This is a genomic window from Flavitalea flava (assembly GCF_054461575.1).
This window is the reverse complement of the sequence record NZ_JBTLQH010000020.1, coordinates 78190-93699: the sequence shown is the minus strand read 5'-3', so window position 1 is coordinate 93699 and position 15510 is coordinate 78190. Positions and strand designations below refer to the sequence as shown.

15 protein-coding genes and 1 pseudogene are annotated in these 15510 nt (G+C 44.5%); 8 read left to right on the top strand and 8 right to left on the bottom strand.

The window, feature by feature from the left end; genetic code table 11:
• Nucleotides 1-137 precede the first annotated feature (137 nt).
• The 4 genes from ACX0G9_RS17885 to ACX0G9_RS17870 all read right to left on the bottom strand — a co-directional run bounded on the left by ACX0G9_RS17885 (nucleotide 138) and on the right by ACX0G9_RS17870 (nucleotide 1909).
• On the bottom strand, nucleotides 138-320 hold the full coding sequence (locus ACX0G9_RS17885; protein WP_459066309.1) for a DUF1328 family protein: 183 nt from the start codon (nucleotides 318-320) through the stop codon (nucleotides 138-140).
• 107 nt (nucleotides 321-427) lie between these two features.
• Nucleotides 428-916 carry a DUF421 domain-containing protein gene (locus ACX0G9_RS17880; protein WP_459066308.1) on the bottom strand — a complete coding sequence of 163 codons (489 nt, stop codon included), beginning with the start codon at nucleotides 914-916 and terminating at the stop codon, nucleotides 428-430.
• A 146-nt stretch (nucleotides 917-1062) separates the two neighbouring features.
• A complete protein-coding gene (locus ACX0G9_RS17875; protein WP_459066307.1) occupies nucleotides 1063-1281 on the bottom strand; it encodes a hypothetical protein in 219 nt (72 codons plus the stop codon).
• Between the two features lie 166 nt (nucleotides 1282-1447).
• Nucleotides 1448-1909, bottom strand: a complete 462-nt coding sequence (locus ACX0G9_RS17870; protein WP_459066306.1) for an Lrp/AsnC family transcriptional regulator — start codon at nucleotides 1907-1909, stop codon at nucleotides 1448-1450.
• Between the two features lie 152 nt (nucleotides 1910-2061).
• Between ACX0G9_RS17870 and ACX0G9_RS17865 the strand changes: the two genes are divergently transcribed.
• From ACX0G9_RS17865 to ACX0G9_RS17830, 8 genes and pseudogenes are all read left to right on the top strand, one after another.
• Nucleotides 2062-3117 (top strand): PLP-dependent cysteine synthase family protein, encoded by a 1056-nt coding sequence (locus tag ACX0G9_RS17865; protein WP_459066305.1) that lies wholly within the window; start codon nucleotides 2062-2064, stop codon nucleotides 3115-3117.
• A 3-nt stretch (nucleotides 3118-3120) separates the two neighbouring features.
• Nucleotides 3121-3483, top strand: coding sequence for a LytR/AlgR family response regulator transcription factor (locus tag ACX0G9_RS17860; RefSeq protein ID WP_459066304.1), 363 nt, complete (start codon nucleotides 3121-3123; stop codon nucleotides 3481-3483).
• Nucleotides 3484-3558: 75 nt separating this feature from the next.
• A complete protein-coding gene (locus ACX0G9_RS17855) occupies nucleotides 3559-3975 on the top strand; it encodes an HYC_CC_PP family protein (RefSeq protein ID WP_459066303.1) in 417 nt (138 codons plus the stop codon).
• Between the two features lie 203 nt (nucleotides 3976-4178).
• Nucleotides 4179-4445: a heavy metal-binding domain-containing protein gene (locus ACX0G9_RS17850; protein WP_459066302.1), complete on the top strand. Its 267-nt coding sequence runs from the start codon at nucleotides 4179-4181 to the stop codon at nucleotides 4443-4445.
• A 19-nt stretch (nucleotides 4446-4464) separates the two neighbouring features.
• A pseudogene (locus ACX0G9_RS17845) lies at nucleotides 4465-7713 on the top strand (efflux RND transporter permease subunit).
• A gap of 6 nt (nucleotides 7714-7719) precedes the next feature.
• Nucleotides 7720-8985 carry a TolC family protein gene (locus tag ACX0G9_RS17840; protein WP_459066301.1) on the top strand — a complete coding sequence of 422 codons (1266 nt, stop codon included), beginning with the start codon at nucleotides 7720-7722 and terminating at the stop codon, nucleotides 8983-8985.
• A gap of 4 nt (nucleotides 8986-8989) precedes the next feature.
• Nucleotides 8990-10177 carry an efflux RND transporter periplasmic adaptor subunit gene (locus ACX0G9_RS17835; protein WP_459066300.1) on the top strand — a complete coding sequence of 396 codons (1188 nt, stop codon included), beginning with the start codon at nucleotides 8990-8992 and terminating at the stop codon, nucleotides 10175-10177.
• 2 nt (nucleotides 10178-10179) lie between these two features.
• Nucleotides 10180-11445, top strand: a complete 1266-nt coding sequence (locus ACX0G9_RS17830) for an efflux RND transporter periplasmic adaptor subunit (RefSeq protein WP_459066299.1) — start codon at nucleotides 10180-10182, stop codon at nucleotides 11443-11445.
• Between the two features lie 54 nt (nucleotides 11446-11499).
• On the opposite strand, the gene ACX0G9_RS17825 is transcribed toward ACX0G9_RS17830, so the two are convergent.
• The 4 genes from ACX0G9_RS17825 to ACX0G9_RS17810 all read right to left on the bottom strand — a co-directional run bounded on the left by ACX0G9_RS17825 (nucleotide 11500) and on the right by ACX0G9_RS17810 (nucleotide 15456).
• On the bottom strand, nucleotides 11500-13941 hold the full coding sequence (locus ACX0G9_RS17825; RefSeq protein WP_459066298.1) for an ABC transporter permease: 2442 nt from the start codon (nucleotides 13939-13941) through the stop codon (nucleotides 11500-11502).
• Nucleotides 13942-14121: 180 nt separating this feature from the next.
• A complete protein-coding gene (locus ACX0G9_RS17820; protein ID WP_459066297.1) occupies nucleotides 14122-14598 on the bottom strand; it encodes an SRPBCC family protein in 477 nt (158 codons plus the stop codon).
• 66 nt (nucleotides 14599-14664) lie between these two features.
• The gene (locus ACX0G9_RS17815) at nucleotides 14665-15090 is read right to left on the bottom strand and encodes a VOC family protein (protein WP_459066296.1); all 426 of its coding nucleotides are present in this window, start codon (nucleotides 15088-15090) and stop codon (nucleotides 14665-14667) included.
• Between the two features lie 27 nt (nucleotides 15091-15117).
• Nucleotides 15118-15456 (bottom strand): ArsR/SmtB family transcription factor, encoded by a 339-nt coding sequence (locus ACX0G9_RS17810; RefSeq protein WP_459066295.1) that lies wholly within the window; start codon nucleotides 15454-15456, stop codon nucleotides 15118-15120.
• Nucleotides 15457-15510 lie beyond the last annotated feature (54 nt).

The window sequence follows — 15510 nt, the reverse complement described above, 5'->3', positions numbered from 1 at the left end:
TACTTTCCTTTAATGATTTGACGACTGTTGAAGGCATGATTTTGAAAGGCTGCTGGTACCACTTATAATTGGGGTAGAGGGATTAAAAAAACCATTGACCTTTTGGACAATGGTTTGGTGAGTTTATTTTTCTCTTGTTAGGGAAGATCCGAAGACCGGCTGACTCCTCTTCTGCCTCCTATAAAGGACAATAAGAATAACACAATAAAAATAAAGAAAATGATCTTGGCAATGGAAGCCGCACCGGCTGCAATTCCAAAGAATCCCAGCGCACCGGCTATAAGAGCTATAACAAGAAAAATTACAGTCCAGCGTAACATAGGCTTTTGTTTTAATGATGAATATAAATTGGGTCTACCTAATGCGCTTCAAAACTTATGCCACGGGATCGTCACAAAAGATAGTCTAAAGACAGAGACTTTTCAAGTCAGGCTTTCTTAATAGCACTGATTTCGCCATTTTTTTCAATATAGATTTTATCGATCTTTTCCATGTCTTCCGTTAAGGCTGACTTCCTTACGCCTTGAAGAACATCTTCCTGACAGACTAAGGCTTTAGACATATTTTTGGGGATAAATGAACCCTTTTTAAATAAAAGGATCATTTTGCCTTCCACTAACTGTTCTACCTTTTTATTGTGTACGACCAGCCAGCTCACTACCCGGTGAAGTAAAACTATAACAGTACTGCAGATAATGATCGGCATAAAATCGGAAGCTCCGACGATAGCCCGACTTAAAATGGCTCCCAACGCAATGGTAATGATATTATCCAACGGGGTGTGAAGGCTAAAGGAGCGCCTTCCTGAAATCCTTATCAGCAATAGGGCTATGAAAAATACCAATATTCCCCTGAAGGACATTTGTGTAATAGATAAATCCTTTCCTTCGCCGAAAATGTTTATGAGGATGTCCATAATAATTCTATGTAAAACCTAAACTGTTCCTTCAATTATTGGACCAGGTAGAATATCCTGCCAAGGGGGGAATTCAAAAAAAGACCGCTAAATTTCTTTAACGGCCTCTTTGTCCATCAATCTCTATTAAAACTACTTCCCGCTTTCTACTTCCCGCCTTTATTTTTTTTATCATGCTGGTCGGCATATTTCTTTGAAGCTTCCTTTCCTTGTTCGCCTGCTTTGGTATGATGACCCTGAGCGGCTTGTGCATGGTGTGCAGCTTTTTCGTTTTCTCCCTTACCTGCATGTTCAGCGGCTGTACGGTGATGTTTAGCAGCTTCTTCATGATGTTTGGCTGCTTCTTCGTGATTTTTCTGTGGCATAGTTCAATGATTTTTTTAAATGATGAATAATAACGTTTTGAACTTAATCAAACGCAATAGCTATGCCATGTGGAATACAGAAAGAAAACAGATTTGCCCAATGAAAAAAACCTGGATGGGCTAAAACCCTTTGGGAGTAAAGTTCTGTTTTTCTCTTTCAGGTATTTTATAGCGGGTAGGCAGTATCACTTTTTGTTTCCGAAAGCACAAAGAAGCTTTGAACGGTTGTGATATTTGGTAAAGTCGCGAGTTTGTTTCGGTAAAAAGAGTGGTAGGCTTCCATATCGCAGGTCGCTATCCTCAGGAGGAAATCAAAATTACCGGTCATTTGGAAACACTCCATGACTTCGGGGAATTTTGCAACTTCCTGTTCGAACTGTACAAGGGTGGAGGCGGCGTGATCATTCAGGAGCACCTGGCTGAAGGCTATCAGGCTCCTGTTTATTTTCTTTCGGTCCAGGATAGCAACGACTCGCTGGATATAACCTTGCTCCTTGAGGCGCCTGATTCGCTCATGGATTGTTGCGATCGATTTATGCAGCTTGTAGGAGATTTCTTTGTTCGTTAGTAAAGCATTTTTTTGCAAAAGCTTTAAAATCTCCTGATCGGTGGGGTCTAATTGGCTCATCGTCAAACGGGAATGAATATAAAGACAATAATAAGGCATTTTGTCAGAGAGACCTGATGTTTTTCTGCTTAACAAGCATATAAATCGAATAATTTATGGATTATTGACCATTGCTTGTCTAAAAAATCGGTATTATCTATTTTTAATGAATTATGAATAAGGATAATGTGGATTTGCCTGAATTGGATATTTCAGTAGAGGAAAGGTTCAGCCACCTATGGCACCTGGTTGGAAATACCCCGATGCTTGAAGTCCATTATAAATATGATGGGAAAAGCGGAAAGATATATGTCAAATGCGAACATTACAATTTAACCGGTAGTGTTAAAGACAGGATGGCTCTTTATATCCTGTACCAGGCTTATAAAAATGATAAAATAAAGGCCGGTGATCTTATTGTGGAAGCAACAAGCGGCAATACGGGAATCGCCTTCGCGGCAATCGGCCGTGCCCTTGGTCACCCGGTTAAGATCATCATGCCGGATTGGTTAAGCAAAGAACGGATTGATATTATTAAAAGCATGGGCGCCGAGGTCATTCCGATCTCGAAGGAACAAGGTGGTTTCCTGGGCAGTATCCGATTGTCAGAAACTATGGCAGCACAAAATCCATCCATCTTCCTGCCCCGCCAGTTCGAGAATCGTTATAATGCCCAGGCACATGAACAAAGTACCGGCCCGGAAATATGGCAGCAGCTGCGCACCTTTGGTAAGACTCCTGATGCTATAGTTGCCGGCGTAGGCACCGGAGGAACAATTATGGGCATTGGAAATTATCTGAAGGCTATGAACCCGGCTATTAAAGTTCATCCTCTCGAACCTGAAGAGTCACCTACGCTGACAACGGGCTATAAAGTGGGTAGCCACCGTATACAAGGTATTTCGGATGAATTTATACCTGCTATTGTTAAGCTGGATGAATTGGACCGGGTTATCCAGGCCAGTGATGGTGATGCCATCCTGATGGCTCAAAAGCTTTCCCGGGAATTGGGGCTTGCTGTAGGGATCTCCGCAGGAGCCAACGTGATCGGTGCGATCAGGATAAAAGAAGCCATGGGCGAAGATGCAACCGTAGTTACGCTATTGTGTGACGATAACAAAAAATACTTAAGCACCGATCTGATGAAAGAAGAACCTGTCAAAGAGAGTTACTTATCCAAACATATTGTTTTTACCGGATTCCATCCCATTGGCCGATTAAATAAATAGTAAATGAAAGATCGTTTTTTCATACGCTTTGGCGGCAGATTTATCTGCATTCGCATACAGGATATCCTGTATTTAGAGGCCTGCAAGAATTACTGCAAGCTGTTTACGGAGAAGGATGTATATATGGTACAGGCTACTTTGATCAGCTTTATGAAAATGCTGCCGCAAGATGATTTTTGCCAGATCCATCGTGCTTATATTGTTGCTCTGGCCAGAATCAGGTCGTTTACAACGGAGGAGCTTCAATTGGAAAAAAAGCAATTACCTGTTGGAGACAAATACAGGCGGGATTTTTTTAGGCGGGTTACCATCCTGAGTAATGATTATTCAGCCACGTCAAAACTATCCAAGGTATTAGACGAATAACGGGCTGAAGATTCATTTTAACAAGTCATAATTTTGAAATATCCGTAATAAGTATACCTTTATGTTAGAATTTTCATGAAAAAGGTTTTCGCCACCATATTAGCTATTATCTACCTATCTACTTCGATGGGGGCTACTGTCCATTTGCATTACTGCATGGGTAAACTCTTTTCCTGGGGTCTCTTGAATGAGGATAAGAAAGATTGCGGTCAATGCGGAATGCCTAAAAATAGTGCTGACGGCCGTTGTATGGCTGTTAAGGGCGGCTGTTGTAAGGACAAACAAACTGTCGTTAAGCTGGATAAAGATCAAAAAACCACAGAGTCGGCGTATACTTTATTTACCGCTTCTCCTGATCAATTATTGGGCAATCTTGTAAATCTGCCTGACAGATGCGTTTCTTCCCTTCTTGTTGACCATCCCACAACGAATGCACCCCCTGACCCCGATAAGGTCCCTCTGTTTATTCGAAATTGCCATTTCCGTATTTGATTTCTTTCTGCTTTAATGCCTGGCTTTCTGCCAGCATTCCGGGGGTTTGTTAAATACCCCTTTCACATTATTTCCTTATTTATTTTTTTTGTTCCTGGATAGTTCCGTCTGACGGCTATCCTATTATAATGCATTGCCGGATTGCTGCCGCAATCTGAGAAAATCGTAACCAACTATTTATTAATAAATACAAAAACAAAAAAATGAAGAAATTGCTCATTCTCCTGATCGTATTAACCGCCACTACGGCCTCTTTTGCACAAAGTGCCAAGGATACTACAATGCCCAAAAGCAAAATGCATCCCGCAGCGAAGACCGTATACACCTGTCCCATGCACCCGGAAGTAATCAATGATAAACCCGGCAAATGCCCAAAATGTGGAATGGACCTGGTGAAAAAGAAGCCAATGGCGAAACATGAAGCCATGAAGGGCATGAAGGGCATGAAGATGGACAGCACCAAGCATTAAAAAACACCAATTCAAAACCATGGTTCAGCAACTAATTGAACTATCCCTCCGTAACAGGTACCTGGTGCTGGTAACAGCCCTGGGCCTGTTTGCCTGGGGGGTATTCGCCGTCAGGCAAAACCCCATCGATGCTATTCCCGACCTGTCTGAAAATCAAGTAATTGTATTTACGGAATGGATGGGCCGCAGTCCCCAGATCATGGAAGATCAGGTAACTTATCCGCTGGTATCCAACCTGCAAGGCATTTCCAAAGTTAAGAACATCCGGGGAACGTCCATGTTCGGGATGAGCTTTGTCTACATCATTTTTGAGGATAATGTCGATGTTTACTGGGCACGTACCCGGGTATTGGAAAGACTGAATTATGCCCAACGGTTATTACCCCCTGAAGTAACACCCAGCTTGGGCCCCGATGGAACGGGTGTGGGACATGTTTTATGGTATACGCTGGATGCTCCGGGAATAGATCTGGGTGAACAAAGAGCCTTACAGGACTGGTATATCAAATTCGGATTGCAGACTGTACCCGGCGTCGCAGAGATCGCCTCCTTCGGCGGTTTTGAAAAACAATACCAGCTCGTTATCGATCCCGTCAAACTCCAATATTACAATGTATCTCTGATGGACGTGATCAGTAAGGTCAAGGCGAACAATAACGATGTTGGTGGCCGAAAATTCGAGATAAGCGATATGGCCTATATCATCCGTGGCCTGGGGTATATCAAAAACAAAGAAGACCTGGAAGGAATTGCGCTCGCCAATTATAAAGGGATACCGGTCCGGGTAAAAGATATCGGCACAGTGCAGTTAGGTGGGGACCTTCGGTTGGGGATTTTTGACCAGAACGGGGAAGGAGAGGTTGTGGGTGGTATTGTCGTAATGCGTTATGGCGAAAATGCCGACCAGGTGATCAAGGCGGTAAAAGAAAAAATGAAAGATGTGGAAAAGGGTTTGCCGGAAGGTGTTCACTTTAAAATCGCCTATGACCGAAGTACCTTGATTGAGGCAGCAGTGGAAAATATCAAAGGCAAGCTGGGAGAAGAAATGCTGGCCGTTTCACTTGTCGTCATTCTGTTTTTATTCCATTGGCGCAGCGCCATGAGCATTATTATTCAGATTCCTATCACCATTGCTATCAGCTTTATCCTGCTGAACGCTTTTGGCCTGTCCTCGAATATTATGTCGCTAACGGGAATTGCCCTGGCCATTGGGGTAATTGTGGACAACGGCATAATCATGTCAGAAAATTCTTACCGGAATCTGGCCGAATGGCAGGAAAAGCATTCTGGCTCATTAAAGCATTCACTGAATAAATAACATCGTATGGCTTTTAAAAATTACAAAGAAGGCTGGGAGAAAAAAAATAATTACTACCGGATACCAAAGGCAGAAAGACTTACTATTATCGAAAGGTCTTGTAAACAGGTATCCCGTGGCGTATTTTTTTCCACCATCATCATAATTACCTCCTTCCTGCCTGTATTCCTGTTAACGGGCCAGGAAGGAAAGCTATTCCATCCTTTGGCCTACACCAAAACCTTTATCCTGCTGGTGGATGCGTTCCTGGCAGTGACCCTGGCACCGGTACTGATTTCCTTTTTTATGCGGGGCCGGTTCCGCGGCGAACAGGCCAATCCGGTCAACCGGGTATTGGAAAGGATCTATGAACCGATCATACGGCTATGTATCCGGTGGAGGAAAACCACCATAGGTATCAATATAATTGCGTTATTGATCAGCATCCCCCTTATCCTGAGCCTGGGCAGGGAGTTTATGCCGCCCCTGGATGAAGGGTCTATTCTTTTTATGCCGGTTACTTTACCTGATGTTTCCAATTCCGAAGTGAAAAGAATCCTGCAGGTCCAGGACAAGATTATCAAATCCACCCCGGAAGTGATAAACGTGCTGGGAAAGGCCGGCCGTGCCAATTCTGCCACGGATAACTCTCCCATCAGCATGATCGAGACGATCGTATTGCTCAAACCCAAATCGCAATGGCGGTCTGGTTTTAACAAAGAGGATATTATCAATGAACTGAACAGCAAACTACAGATACCCGGTGTGACCAATGGATGGACACAGCCAATTATCAACCGGATCAATATGCTTTCCACCGGGATTCGTACCGATGTAGGTGTCAAGGTGTATGGCCAGAACCTGGATACGATTTATGCCTTCGCACAGAAAGTAAAAACTGAATTAAAGGGAATCGCAGGGGTAAAAGATCTGTACGTCGAACCCATCACCGGAGGTAAATATATTGACATCAATATCAAACGGGATGAGATTGCCCGGTATGGGCTAAGCATCGATGATGTGAATGCCGTTGTGGAAAGCGCGCTCGGCGGCATAAAACTGACAACTACCATTGAAGGTCGCCGGCGTTTCTCCGTCAACGCCCGTTACGGCCAGGGTTTTCGGGATAATTTAGAAGCGCTGAAACGTTTGTCCGTACAAACCACCTTATTTGGCCCTATCCCTTTGAGTGCTGTAGCGGATGTTCAGCTAACGGAAGGACCACCCATGATCAATTCTGAAAATGCCTTATTGCGGGGTACCGTTCTTTTCAACGTACGTGACAGGGACCTGGGCGGTACCGTGCAGGAATCGCAGGACCGGCTGAATAAAATGCTAACCCGCCTGCCGAAAGGTTATTTCCTGGAATGGAGTGGCCAGTATGAGAACCTTATCCGGGGGGAAAAGACATTAAAACTTGTTTTACCAATAGTTCTGGTGATCATCTTTATTTCTATGTACTTCGCCTTCCATTCTGCGCGGGAAGCCTTGCTGAGTTTAATTTCGATTCCTTTTGCGCTGATCGGAGGAGTGTTTCTGGTGTATTTCTGGGGAGTGAATTTATCGGTGGCAGTCGCCGTCGGTTTCATTGCGCTGTTCGGATTAGCGGTGGAAACGGGTATCGTAATGGTGATTTATTTGAATGATGCCATGCAGCAGTTGGTGGCTGCAAAAGGAAATTCCAGGGAGACCATTAGTAACAATGACTTGCGGGAATATGTAGTACGCGGGGCTGCTAAAAGATTACGACCAAAACTGATGACAGTATGCGTGGCCCTGTTCGGCCTTATTCCCATCTTATGGAGTTCAGGAGTGGGTAGTGATGTGATGAAACCCATTGTACTGCCTATGATCGGAGGAGTATTCACTTCGTCTATTCATATTCTATTGGTGACCCCCATCATTTTCCTCCTGACAAAGGAATATGAATTGAGAAAACATGGCAAGATCGATACACTGGAAGTAAAATAGTAAATCATGCAACGATTAGTAATTATAATGATGGCTGTTTTTGTATTTCGGGCGGAGGTCCGCTCTCAAGCCATAATGAAACTGGATGAAGTATTGTCGCTGGTCCAGGCCAATCATCCTTCATTAAGGATTTATGATGCGGATATCCGGTCTTCAGATGAAGCGGCAAAAGGAGCGCGGAGCTGGATGCCACCGGAGCTGGGAACTGGCTTATGGATGACGCCCTATAATCCCTCCCTCTGGAAAAGAAATGCCGATGGTACCAGTGGGATGGGGCAGTATATGATTTCCGCCCAGCAAATGATCCCCAACAAAAAAGAACTGGACGCGAACGAAAAATACCTGAGGACAGTGTCTGCTGGTAGTAAGGAGTCCCGGCAAGCGAATCTGAATGATCTGTATGCGGCTGCTAAAAAAGGTTATTACTCCTGGTTGATCACGGAGAAAAAATTAACGGTGCTGGATGATAATGAAAAACTGCTGAATTTTATGATCCAAAGCACAGAGATCCGCTTTAAGAATAATCTGGGCAAACTAAATGGGTACTACAAGGCTCAAGCGGCATTGGGCAATATAGAGAACCAACGGATTATTCTGCAAAATGAAATTACCCAGCAACAGGCGATTTTAAATACCCTGATGAACAGGGACAAAATGACTCTATTCCGCATCGACACCTCCTATAGCATTAAAGACTATGGCTTTAATGACACTAGCCAGGCTGATAGCAGCTATTTCGGCCAAAACCGAAGCGATATAAAGGCAGTTCAAAAAAATATTGATTTGGTTTATTTGCAGCAAGACCTGGAAAGAAGTAAATTAAAACCCCAATTCGGAATCCGGTACGATCATATGTTTGGTTTCGGAGGACTGCCGATGCAATATTCCCTGATGGCAATGGTGAAACTTCCCATGGCCGCCTGGTCGTCCAAGGGAACCAAAGCAACTATCGAGAGCCTGAAATGGAAAGAGCAATCACTGATCCAACAAAAGCAACTACTCATTAATGAAGCCACCGGGCAGGCGCAGGGCATATTAGCTGCCATTGACAGCAAAAAAAGGCAGATCCGGCTTTTCGAACAAAAAATCATACCAGCACTGACAAAGAATTACCAGGTCCTGCAGTTAGGCTATGAACAGAATACCGGTGAATTATTCGAATTGCTTGATGCCTGGGAAACACGGAATGTGACCCAACTGGAATATTTACAACAGTTACAGGATCTGCTTTCCATGCAGGCAGAGATGGATAAAATACTTGAACAAAAATAAAGCTATGCAGATAAGAAATTTTAAAATGGCTTTCAGTGCGCAACCCGCATTCTTCATAATGGCTTTCGCCGCGTTGATCCTGACCATGTCTGCTTGCAACCATCGTCCGGTCAACCAGGTTACTAAACCGCAAGCCGAACAGGTCGCCGAACCTAAAAATTCAGTCATTGACCTGCATACGCTGCTTCAGCCGACCAATACCGCTGTAGTGTCCGATATCCCGGTAACGACCTTACAGTCGTCCAATCTATCAATGTCCATTGTGGCATTGGGTCGGGTGGACTATGATACCCGGCAGATTCAGACTATCGCTGCCAGGGTCTCCGGAAGAATTGAAAGACTGTATATAAAATATCGGTATCAACATGTCCATAGGGGAGATAGGATCATGGATATTTATAGCCCGGAATTAGTTACGGCCCAACAAGAACTATTATTTCTCCTGCACAACGATCCCGGCAATGCCACCCTGGTGGATGCAGCCCGAACGAAATTAATATTGCTTGGATTGGATGCCGGACAATTACAACAAATCGCCCAATCCGGCAAAGCCTTGTATAAGGTGACGGTATATTCCCGCTATACCGGACATATCCATGAAGCAGGCAATTTGGCAGAAATTCCCGGCGGACCTCGTCCCATGGACGTTACAAAACAAATGGGTGAACTTCCCCTCAAAGAAGGGATGTATGTACAAAAAGGTCAGACCGTATTCCAGTTATATAACACGGATCAGAGCTGGATCATCCTTAACCTTTATTCCGGCAGTTCACCTCTTGTAAAAACCGGTTCTCCGCTCACCATAACCCCGGAGACGGACCCGGATAAACCTTTTGAGGCCAGGATCAGTTATATCGAACCTTTTTACCGCGACAATAGCAAAACGCTTACGGCAAGGGTCTATTTCGATAATGCTGTCAGAAAGTTACCCATTGGTAGCCAGGTAAAAGCCACTATCCGGGGAGCTACCGGCCCGGGAACCTGGTTGCCCCGGGAAGCCGTCCTGTCGCTGGGGCTTCACCAGGTAGTGCTAAAGAAGGAGAAGGGTATTTTTCAGGTCAGCGCCGTGCAAACAGGCATGATAACGGACGGCCTGATCCAGATCATTAGCGGATTAGGCGCTCAGGATAGCGTAGCCGCGAATGCTCAGTTTTTAATGGACAGCGATAGTTTTATTAAAGTAAAAGGTTAGTTATGACAACATTATTTAAAAACCCCCTTCTACCCACCAGCACCGTAAGACTCTTTAGGCTATTTTCCTTCATGCTGCTCACCCTTTTTTTGGTAGCATCCTGCAAGATGGGAAAGAAAAATACGGCAAAGGCAGACCCAGACGTATATTATACCTGTTCGATGGATCCGCAAGTCGTAGAATCCAAACCCGGTAAATGTCCTATTTGTCATATGGAATTGACTGCGGTCAGGAAGAGTCAGCAGCAAAACAGTGATGAAATAAAACTCAGCCCTGAACAAATTGAATCAGGCAATATCCGGGTGGACACTATCCGCCCCGCCAGTATGGCCAGAGAAGTAGTATTGACCGGAACTGTCAATTTTGATCAGTCTGCCTTAAACGCAGTAAGTGCAAGGATCGGCGGCAGGATAGACAAGTTATATTATAAAAATATAGGGGATGCTATTCCTAAAGGGGCCCGCCTTTATGATCTGTACAGCGAAATCCTGAATAATGCCCAACAGGAATATCTCCTTATTTTAGAAAAGCAAAAGATTTTAGGCAATTCCATTGTCAATTATGTTGAGCTGGCACAAAGCGCAAAAAACAAATTATTGTTGTGGGGCATGAGCGAATCACAAATTGCCGGATTGGCTAAGAATGGCAAGGCAACAGCAACTACCCCTTTTTATGGTACAGGAGCAGGAACCATTACGGAATTGAGCGTAAAGGAGGGAGACTATATAGCAGAAGGAGGAACGATTGTAAAAATGGCCGACCTTTCCAAACTGTGGGTGGAAGCCCAGGTATATACATCTCAACTTTCTATGTTCAATGCAACAGGGAAAGCGCTTATACAATTTCCGGATCTCCCCGGAAAGACCATTCAGGGTAATATTGTTTTTGTCAATCCGGAGATTGACCCGGATAACCGGATCAACTTAATTCGGGTGGAGATTCCCAATACAGACAATTTGCTGAAACCAGGCATGGCTGCCTATGTAACCATCAATGATCCCCAACGAAAAATGGTATCTCTTCCCGCTGATGCTGTCCTCAGAAATGGTAAAATTTCTGTTGTTTGGGTAGAGACAGGCCAAAATACGTTTAAAAGCCGGATGGTCGAAACCGGCCAGGAGGGAGATGGGTTTATCGAAATAAAATCCGGTTTGCAGCCCGGAGACATCGTTGTCCTGAGTGGATCTTATTTATTGCAAAGCGAGTATATTTTTCGCAATGGAGCTAACCCAATGGAAGGAATGGATATGGGCAATATGAAAATGTAACAAAAAAAACTCCCGGGAAAAGGTAAATGCTCTCACCGGTTGGACCGATAATATTTATTCCGTTTTCAGACTCCTTATAGGATTGGCAATCGCCGCGCGCAACGCCTGGGAGCTCACCGTGACCAGTGCGATGAGCAACGCAGCCATTCCTGCCACCAGGAAGATCCACCAACTGAAGTTTACCCGGTAAACAAAGTCCTGCAACCATTTATTCATGATCCACCACGCGAAAGGGGCGGCGATGATAAAAGCGATGGCCACCAGTTTCATAAAGTCGGCTGAAAGCAAGCCGACGATCCCATGCATGCTTGCACCGAGCACCTTACGGATCCCGATCTCTTTTGTTCTTTGCTCTGCAACAAAAGTCGCCAGCCCGAACATACCCAGACAGGAGATCAATATTGCCAATACCGAAAAGATAATGGCAATCTTTCCAACCTGTTGCTCGGATTGGTACATTTCGTTAAAAGAATCATCCAGGAATCTGAAACTGAAAGGTAAACCAGGCGCCAGGGCTGTCCATTTGTTCCTGATCTCTCCGATCAGCGGGGTGATGGCGGCCGTATTCACCTTAAAGGAGGCGAGGCCTATGCTTCTTTGCAATAGGAACATAAGTGGACGTACCTCATGGTGCAGGGTCTCAAAATTAAAATTTTTTACGAGACCTACAATTGGATAAGCGGTCGGCTTCCCAGCGTCATCGAAGGTATATATATTCTTTCCGATCGGATCGGCGAACCCTAAAACCGCCGCAGTCGTCTCGTTTATGATCACCGCCGACGAATCGGTTCTGAAATTGGAGGAAAAATTCCTACCCTTCAGCAGTTTGATCCCTATTGCAGGCAGGTATCCATCATCGATCGCCCAGGTCTCTGCATTGAAACTATTTGTTGGAGTTTGGACGGGGGCTTTGCAAATATTATATGCGTTACGGGAGGACTTGGATACCGGCAGAAAAGCGCTGAGCGTCCCTCCTTTTATGCCGGACAGTTGTGTCACTTCCTTCTTAAATACTTCTGCATTACTGCCCAAAGCATCGGTGCCATTGATGATCAATACCTGGTCTTTATTGAATCCAAGATCGCGTGTCTGAATATAATGCAATTGCCTGAACACGACGATTGTCCCGATGATCAGCACAATGGAAGTTGTAAACTGGAATATGACCAGGGCGCTCCGAAGCCCTCCGCTCCTTGTACCTGCCTTCAGCCGGCCTTTTAATACTTCGATCGGTTTAAAACCGGAGAGGAAGAATGCCGGGTAGCTTCCTGCCAGCAGACCGACTGCAAAAGGCAATGCGATCAGCAGGGGCAGGATCACCGGGGAAAAAAGACTTAACAAGGTCAATGTCTTGCCGGATAATGAATTGAAAAGCGGCAGTGCCAGAAAGACGATCCCGATGCCGGCTAGTAAGGACAGGAGCACCATCAGGGTAGATTCCGTGAGGAACTGCATTACCAGTTTACTGCGTTCGGAACCCAATACTTTACGGATGCCCACTTCCCGGGCCCTGCCGGCGGATCGGGCCGTCGTCAGGTTCATGAAATTGATGCAGGCAATAAGCAGGATGAACAAGGCCACGGCTGAGAAAATGGCTACATACTGTACACTGCCGGTCGGGCTCAGCTCTTCTCCACCCTGTCTGTCGGAATACAGATGGATCCGCGTTACCGGAATCAGCGAAAAGCTAATCCGGTTACCTGATTTTTCGAAGTCGGCCATGCTGTAGATCTGAAAATCCTTCATCGCGGGGATGAGGTGTTTCACGATATAGTTTGGGAACAGTTTTTCAAAGGCTTTTTGATCGGTACCCGGTTTAAGGGCCAGGTAAGTGTGAAAATTGACATTACCTATCTGTCCCCATTTATAATCGAGGCTCTTCATCGAGAATAACAGGTCAAAATGGAAATGCGTATTGCGGGGCATATCCGGAATCACGGCCATCACTTTATAGGGCACGTCTTTGCCGCCTTCCTGGACATCGAGCATTTTGCCGATGACCTCGCCTGCCGATCCGAAATAGCGGGCCGCAGCCGATGCTGTCATCACCACGGTATGCGGGTCATTCAACGCAGTTCGCGTATCGCCTGCCAGGGCCGGGAATGCAAAGACATGGAAGAAGGTTGAATCGACATGGGCTACATGCGCTTCGGTGACATATTCATTCCCTTTCCTGATCAGTTTGGTGTCACCCTTAGGGGCGTAAATTCGAGTATACTCCTGTATCTGAGGATAATCATTTTTAAGGAGGGTACCCATCATATCCGATGTCTCTGCCAGGCGAAGCTCCTGACCTCCCCAACGGGCATCCATATTGATCCGGTAGATATTTCCCTGTTTATCGTAGTAACGGTCGAAGCTCAGTTCGTCCAGCACATACAGGGAGATCAGCAGGAAGCAGCCAAGACCGATGGCGAGGCCGGAGATGTTGATAAAAGAGAATGTCCTGTTCCGCAGGAGGCTTCTCCAGATGACTTTCAGATAATTTTGGAGCATGTTTGCCAATTGGTTTTTACGCGTAACCAGATTATCCAAAACCGATGCCCCTTTTACATCAAACTGATTATCAGATTGATGAAGATCTAAAAGCGTTCCCTACTGTCCGCTTCCGGTACAAAAGCAGTCCGGATCCGGTCACCGAAAAATTACCCTTCCAACCAATCTATCCTTGTCATATTAACTAAAAATAGAAGCCATTTTTTCCAGGCTTTGTTCCAAACCAATTTGTGCAAAGTTGCTCATCGTGCCCATATCAGCATACTCTGTAACGGTCATTTCTGTTTTACTATTTTCAACTTCCCTGAAAGTTACAACGGTTTTAATATCCATGGGAAAGTCAGGCGGCATACCTAATTTGATAGGTTCGGTTTTATTGCCTTCTTTGTCAGCCAGGTTTTGAATAAACTCAATTGTTTGTAGCGGAATAATTTTTACATATTCCCAAATGGAATAAAATTCCTGGTCACCCATTTCTTTCGGGGCTTTCATACTTACCAGGGATTTACCACCTTCCCGAAAATCAATTTTTGCCAAAGGCGATATAAAATGTTTTGGACCCCACCAACGCTTAACCAACTCAGGGTCCACCCAAACTTCCCAAACCATTTCGACGGGAGCGTTAAATATTTTCGTAACTTCTATTTGTTTGGCCATACTTGTTTGAATTATCTAATTTAAGCAATCGATGAATCTATATTTTTATTATTTCTTTTCATAGCCTCAGGCATTTTGTAATGCTTCAATATCAAATTTTCGCATTTTCATAAATGCCTGTACAACACGTTGCCCGTTTGCTGGGTTTGCCATAAGTTCACCTAATATGGTTGGGACTACTTGCCAGGATAATCCGAACTTATCTTTACACCATCCGCACGAGCCTTCCTGACCTCCATCAGCTATGAGTTTGTACCAATAGTAATCAATTTCTTCCTGATCCTTACAGGGAATAACAAAAGAAACGGCTTCGTTAAACTGAAAGTTAGGGCCCCCGTTTAAACCCATAAAAAATTGCCCACTAAGTTCAAAATTTACCACCATTCCTGAATCGTTGAGTATTTTTGAATTGGGAAAAATGGTGCAGTAAAAATCTGCTGCTGCCCTGGCCTGACCATCGAACCATAAACATGGATACATTTGCTTTTTCATGTAATCTGATTTTAAATTGTTGGTTAATTATTTGTTGTGATTCTTTTTTTTTGTTTGCATTTCAGTCAGTAAATCATCAATTGCTGTAAACCTGCCCTCCCACAGTTTGCGATAAGGCTCCATCCAATCTGCTATTTCTTTCATTTTTTCAGGGTTGAAGTGATAATAGATTTCTCTGCCGGATTGGGTTTGTTTCAGTAATTCACATTCGGTTAAAATTTGAATATGCTTTGAAATTGTTTGTCTTGCCGAATCAAAGTTTTCGGCAATTGCACCCGGTGTCATCGCCTGTAAAGCCACCAAACCCAATATTACCCTTCGGGTTGGATCGGCTATCGCCTGAAAAACGTCCCGTCTTGTCTCCATAATACGCAGTTATTTGACTGCGAATATAAGTGCAGTTATTTAACTGCGCAAATT